The sequence below is a fragment of the Pseudoflavonifractor sp. MCC625 genome (assembly GCF_018784545.1).
GTDB classification, from domain to species: Bacteria; Bacillota; Clostridia; order Oscillospirales; family Oscillospiraceae; genus Pseudoflavonifractor_A; species Pseudoflavonifractor_A gallinarum.
In genome coordinates this window covers 1-4,666 of sequence record NZ_WQOJ01000020.1, presented here as the reverse complement: position 1 = coordinate 4,666, position 4,666 = coordinate 1, and the positions used below count along the sequence as shown (strand labels likewise).

The window sequence follows — 4,666 nt, the reverse complement described above, 5'->3', positions numbered from 1 at the left end:
TAGTGAGCATGACATGGGCGTGGGGATTGTGTCCCGGCGGATGGGGGTCATGGATTGCAAAATCAGCAATCATGCCTTTGGAAACAAACTGCTGCTCACAAAACTCCCGGACAAGGACAGCATACTGGTCGGGCGGTATCTCTCTGGGGATGGTAAGCACCCACCGCCTTGCAAGCTGGGAGTTCCATTGTTTTTCCACCGCTTCGGCGGCGTTCCACAAAGTATTGCGGTCTGCATATTCCTGTGGGGCATTAGGTGGGAGCAGGATTTCATTGTGGACAATACCACGCTTTTCCGGGTAGTGCTTCACTTGCTGGTCGTATTCACAGAACAGCTTTTCGCCGCTTTGGTAAGCAGCGGCGGCAACCGCAGACTGCCGCTGGCTGCGCTGAACAATCGTGATTTCGTTGTGTGGGCAGGGCATTTCGTGTCCCTCCTTTCGGTAATTGGTGGATGGGGTGGCGTTTTACCACCTCATTTTGGCAGAAAAAAAGCAGGAGACCTTTTTCAGATTTCCTGCTCGGTGTGCCGCTGTGAAGGCGGCGGATATTTAGCTGTAAAAGTTCGGGACAAGTTGACCCGATGTGTGGGTGGCAAACTTGAATTTTACGATTTTTTGTTTTTCAAAAAGTCAATAGTTCTTTTCACGATAAATACGATACATATCAAACCTACAATCCCACAAACAATAGAGTCCTTTAAGTCTGCAAATCCTCCTGTGTACTGCATTGCATAATAATAAACTGTCCATATCAGTATCAATACGAACACACTAATACTTAACCAATAAGACTTTTTCTTCATCTAATTTTCCTCACATTGAACTTCCGATTAGTCGTTGACTTCATTATACTTTATTCGACCGTCAAAGTATAGAGAGATTTTGTAAAACTTGTCGGCTGGGAACAACTTGCAACGCAAGGTGTCCCCAGATGGCAAGTCCACAAAAGGGTAGCTGGCGGCAGCCAGCGCAGGGGAAGCGTAGCGTCCCCTGTTTGATTTGGAGCAGACCATGACTGCGGAAAATCACAGCCCTCCGGTGAGGAGCCTTCGGAGAACGCAATGCACCAACCTCTGGGTGGTGTATAATTGCGCCCTTAGTAAACTAAGGGGTTTTCGGCTTCTTCCGTTCCAGCAGTTTTTTCAATAGTTCCTGCGTGTCCTGCCTGTGAAAAATGAGTTTCAATAACAGCATGACATCATCATCTGTCAGGCGTTCCGGCTCTTGCAGAAAACTTTCCAGCATACCGCCACGGGTACAGAGCCGGTGCGTCCGTTCCTTTCGGGTAAGCTGCTTTAACTGGTGCTGCAATGCCTTTTCATCATTGATGGCTTTCCGCAGTTTCTTTTCGCTTTTCTCCAGCTCCCGGTTGAGCTTTTCCAGCTTTGAGGTATCAGGCAAGGGCAGCGTCCTCCTTTCCCGGTATCAGCACATAAATCCTGTTTGGTTCTCCAACGCCCTGACGCACCCGCATGATAAGTCCGGCGGTTTCCAGTTCATTCAGAGAACGCTTGACCGTCATAGAGCTGCGGGACAAGACTGCGGCAATGGCTGTAACAGGGAAGCAGACAAACAGGATTCCGTTTTCGTCCTCCTGCCCTTTGGATAGCATAGCGTCCAACATCCGGCAGTACATGACCTTTGCGGTGCTGCTGACTGGAAATCCTGTCAACGCTCTGGGAAAGGGCATACAGGGCGGCAATGGTGTGTCTATCGTCATAAATTCAAAATTCATTCTGTGTGTTCCTCCTTTTTCTTTGCTCGTTTGGATAAATAACGGGGGCAGTCAATCACAACCGCCCGGAAGCTCTGCCTGCACCCATGCTGGCATTTCCGGCATAATTCGTTGTAAGTGACACGCCCCCGGTCATTGAGGTAAAAGGAAAGCTCATGCTTCCTCTTTTTGCTCATTCTCGGCATATTGCGCTTCCTCCCGTTTTCGTGTATGGTTTCGGGGCGATTTTCGGCAAAATTACAGCCATAGAGCCGCTTAAAATCTCCCGAAGTATCAGCGATAGGGTAGACTGTCCCCCTATCAGATTGTCGTGTTTCGGTATCATTTCGGTGTCAGTTCGCCAGTTCTCCCCGGTGTCGTTCCTCCCCTGAATCTCACAGCGGCGTATCGCTCCCTTTGGTATGCTCGTTTTGGTAAGGGTTCCTCCATATCCCTGCCAAAAGTCATGGCACTACATCGCCGGGGAAGCATATCCCACACAGGCTGGTCATTCGATTGGAATAATCCATCGATGAACTACCTGTATCATAGAACATTTTTGTGCCCTGTGCCGTATGTCCACAAAGTAGGAATTAGGGGTAAAAATCAGAAATTTCCACGATTGCGGAAAGTGTGATATAATCCAGATAAGCGGCAGCAATCAAACCACCGGAAAGGAGCGTGCGCCCATGAAAGGAGCGACAAGCATACAGGAACGCCTTTGGGAACTCCGCAAGGACAAAGGCTTAAATCTGGAAGAGTTGTCAGAGTTGACGGGTATTTCCAAATCAGCTCTTGGAAGTTATGAGAAAGAGGATTATAAAGAAATCAATCATGGCAACCTTATCACACTGGCAGACTTCTATGGGGTTTCCGTTGATTATCTGCTGTGCCGGACAGAGAACAGGGAGCAGATCAACACGCCATTGACGGAGTTGCATTTGAATGATGAGATGGTTGCTCTCCTGAAAAGCGGTCGGATTAACAACCGTCTGCTCTGTGAGCTTGCCACACATAAAGATTTTATCAAGTTTCTTGCGGACATTGAGATTTATGTGGACGGGATTGCCACCATGCAGATTCAAAACCTCAATGCCCTTGTTGATACTGTCCGACATGAAATCATTGAACGGTATCGCCCTGGCGAAGACGACCCCCATTTGAAAGTGCTACAAGCCGCCCATATCAGTGATGATGAATATTTCAGTCAGATGGTACGGGATGACCTCAACCTCATTATCCGGGATATTCGAGAAGCCCATAAAAAGGACAGTGAGAGTGCACCCCAGACCACTGTTGCCAATGAACTGAAAGAAAATCTGGAAGCGGTCGAAAATTTCAAGGGCAGCCGGGATGAAAAGCTGGTTGTCCTTTACTGTAAACAGCTCGGTATCAACTATAAAAATCTGTCAGACGAAGAATTTCGCTGGTTGATTCGGATTCTCAAAAAATCAAAGAAAATGGGAACGCCTATCAGCCAAAGGAAAAAACGGTAAAGAAAAACCGCTGTTGCATGGTTTGTTGGCTTCCATGTAGCAGCGGTTTTTGCTGGGATTATTCAGTTGAATTTTTAGAACGACAAACTGGAATTTGGTTACTTCTTCTTATCGTTGAAGTAGATGATAAATCCACCCATAACTGCAATTGCAAGAACAATACCCCATTCGGGTGCATTGACCCAGTTTGCAAAGATGGCACTACTCATAAAACCAACAATTACAGTTACAATCATTGCTAAAATCGCTTTACCCATACAATCACACTCCTTTGTCAAATTGGAATTGGTCAGTCTTTCTTGCTATCATCAACAATGGCAAGAACCAATCCGACAGCACCTACTGCCAATGTAAGCAACTCCATTCCCGAACTACACATTTGCAGTAAAATAGCGAACAACAAAATAGCGATACCCTTATTCTTTTTCATACAATCACGCTCCTTTGTCAATTTGGAATTAGTTAGGTTGCCTTTTTCTTTGATCTGTAAATCAGCACGATAATCGTATGGACAATAATGGCAACAACCGAAATGACGATAATCAGACCGTAGGAAGTAAAAGGCTTGAAATAGTGTCCCATCGGCTCCATACCAGACAGTTTTGCAACTGCATAGGAAGAACCAAAGCTCAATAAATTGCCGATTTGTCATAATCATTCTATCATACCGTTATGAATAAATCATCTCTTGCAAAATAATTTCTTCTGCCCGGTTGTGAATGTTATTGCAACGCCGCACCCATTCCATTTCTTGGGTTCGTTTCAATTCCTCGGTCACGCCCTCGGCATCTTTCATCTGCTCCATGATGGTGTCTAACCGTTCCTGTGCCTGTTCGTTCAGGTCTGCAAGGTATGTCCATAACTCCCCGGTCAAGGTCAATGTGTTCAATCTGACTGGGTGGACTTCCCTTAAATATTCCCTGTGCATCCGTCCGTACTTTCCAATAGGGCGGTGTTCCTTCGGCAGCTTCAAATCCGGGATATAGTAATCTCCGACAAGGATATAATCAATTCCGTTTTCCGTTATTCTTGGTTTCAGTTCGCTCATGTTCCTTACCTCCTGTGGAAGTAGGCTCGTCTGGTACTAACTCAATCACATCGGTAATCTCACAATTCAGCGTTTCGCAGATACGGGCTAATGTGTCCATGCTGATGTGCTTTCCCTCTTTACTCATGTTGGCAATCATATTCGTTGTCATACCAGCGGCAAGCCTTAAATCTTCTTTTCGCATATCACGCTCTAACAGTGTGTGCCAGAGTGGTTTATAGCTGATGTGCATATTGTTTTCCTGCCTTTCTACCCATACCACCGGGGCGGCTGCCCCGGCAGGAGCTTTTCTCTTATTATAACACCAATCTTGTGAAATCACAATTTATTCTTGTAGCCTGCCGCTGATACCGTCTGGATTGGTTTTTCCTTTCTTTTTGTTCCCTTTAATTAGCCATGAACTGCTT

At 46.2% G+C, this 4,666-nt stretch carries 9 protein-coding genes; 1 reads left to right on the top strand and 8 read right to left on the bottom strand.

The window, feature by feature from the left end; genetic code table 11:
- The 4 genes from GPK94_RS05900 to GPK94_RS05885 form a co-directional block, all read right to left on the bottom strand.
- Nucleotides 1-424, bottom strand: a 424-nt coding sequence (locus GPK94_RS05900) for a MobA/MobL family protein (RefSeq protein ID WP_215655029.1), incomplete at its 3' end; no start/stop codon positions are given.
- A gap of 681 nt (nt 425-1,105) precedes the next feature.
- Nucleotides 1,106-1,402: a DUF3847 domain-containing protein gene (locus tag GPK94_RS05895; RefSeq protein WP_112090108.1), complete on the bottom strand. Its 297-nt coding sequence runs from the start codon at nt 1,400-1,402 to the stop codon at nt 1,106-1,108.
- Nucleotides 1,395-1,736: a DeoR family transcriptional regulator gene (locus GPK94_RS05890; protein ID WP_097786107.1), complete on the bottom strand. Its 342-nt coding sequence runs from the start codon at nt 1,734-1,736 to the stop codon at nt 1,395-1,397. The genes GPK94_RS05895 and GPK94_RS05890 overlap by 8 nt, the downstream gene beginning before the upstream one ends.
- Complete coding sequence (locus GPK94_RS05885; protein WP_005930722.1) at nt 1,733-1,921, bottom strand: hypothetical protein; 189 nt, start codon at nt 1,919-1,921, stop codon at nt 1,733-1,735. The genes GPK94_RS05890 and GPK94_RS05885 overlap by 4 nt, the downstream gene beginning before the upstream one ends.
- Before the next feature lie 483 nt (nt 1,922-2,404).
- On the opposite strand from GPK94_RS05885, the gene GPK94_RS05880 reads away from it, so the two are divergent.
- Nucleotides 2,405-3,211 carry a helix-turn-helix transcriptional regulator gene (locus GPK94_RS05880; RefSeq protein WP_009323504.1) on the top strand — a complete coding sequence of 269 codons (807 nt, stop codon included), beginning with the start codon at nt 2,405-2,407 and terminating at the stop codon, nt 3,209-3,211.
- A 98-nt stretch (nt 3,212-3,309) separates the two neighbouring features.
- Here GPK94_RS05880 and GPK94_RS05875 read toward each other — a convergent pair whose 3' ends face one another.
- From GPK94_RS05875 to GPK94_RS05860, 4 genes are all read right to left on the bottom strand, one after another.
- The gene (locus GPK94_RS05875; RefSeq protein ID WP_112090107.1) at nt 3,310-3,468 is read right to left on the bottom strand and encodes a binding-protein-dependent transport permease; all 159 of its coding nucleotides are present in this window, start codon (nt 3,466-3,468) and stop codon (nt 3,310-3,312) included.
- A gap of 32 nt (nt 3,469-3,500) precedes the next feature.
- On the bottom strand, nt 3,501-3,641 hold the full coding sequence (locus GPK94_RS05870) for a hypothetical protein (RefSeq protein ID WP_181573031.1): 141 nt from the start codon (nt 3,639-3,641) through the stop codon (nt 3,501-3,503).
- Nucleotides 3,642-3,881: 240 nt separating this feature from the next.
- The gene (locus tag GPK94_RS05865) at nt 3,882-4,259 is read right to left on the bottom strand and encodes a TnpV protein (RefSeq protein ID WP_003020283.1); all 378 of its coding nucleotides are present in this window, start codon (nt 4,257-4,259) and stop codon (nt 3,882-3,884) included.
- Nucleotides 4,219-4,491 (bottom strand): helix-turn-helix domain-containing protein, encoded by a 273-nt coding sequence (locus GPK94_RS05860; protein ID WP_039865074.1) that lies wholly within the window; start codon nt 4,489-4,491, stop codon nt 4,219-4,221. The genes GPK94_RS05865 and GPK94_RS05860 overlap by 41 nt, the downstream gene beginning before the upstream one ends.
- Nucleotides 4,492-4,666: the final 175 nt, after the last annotated feature.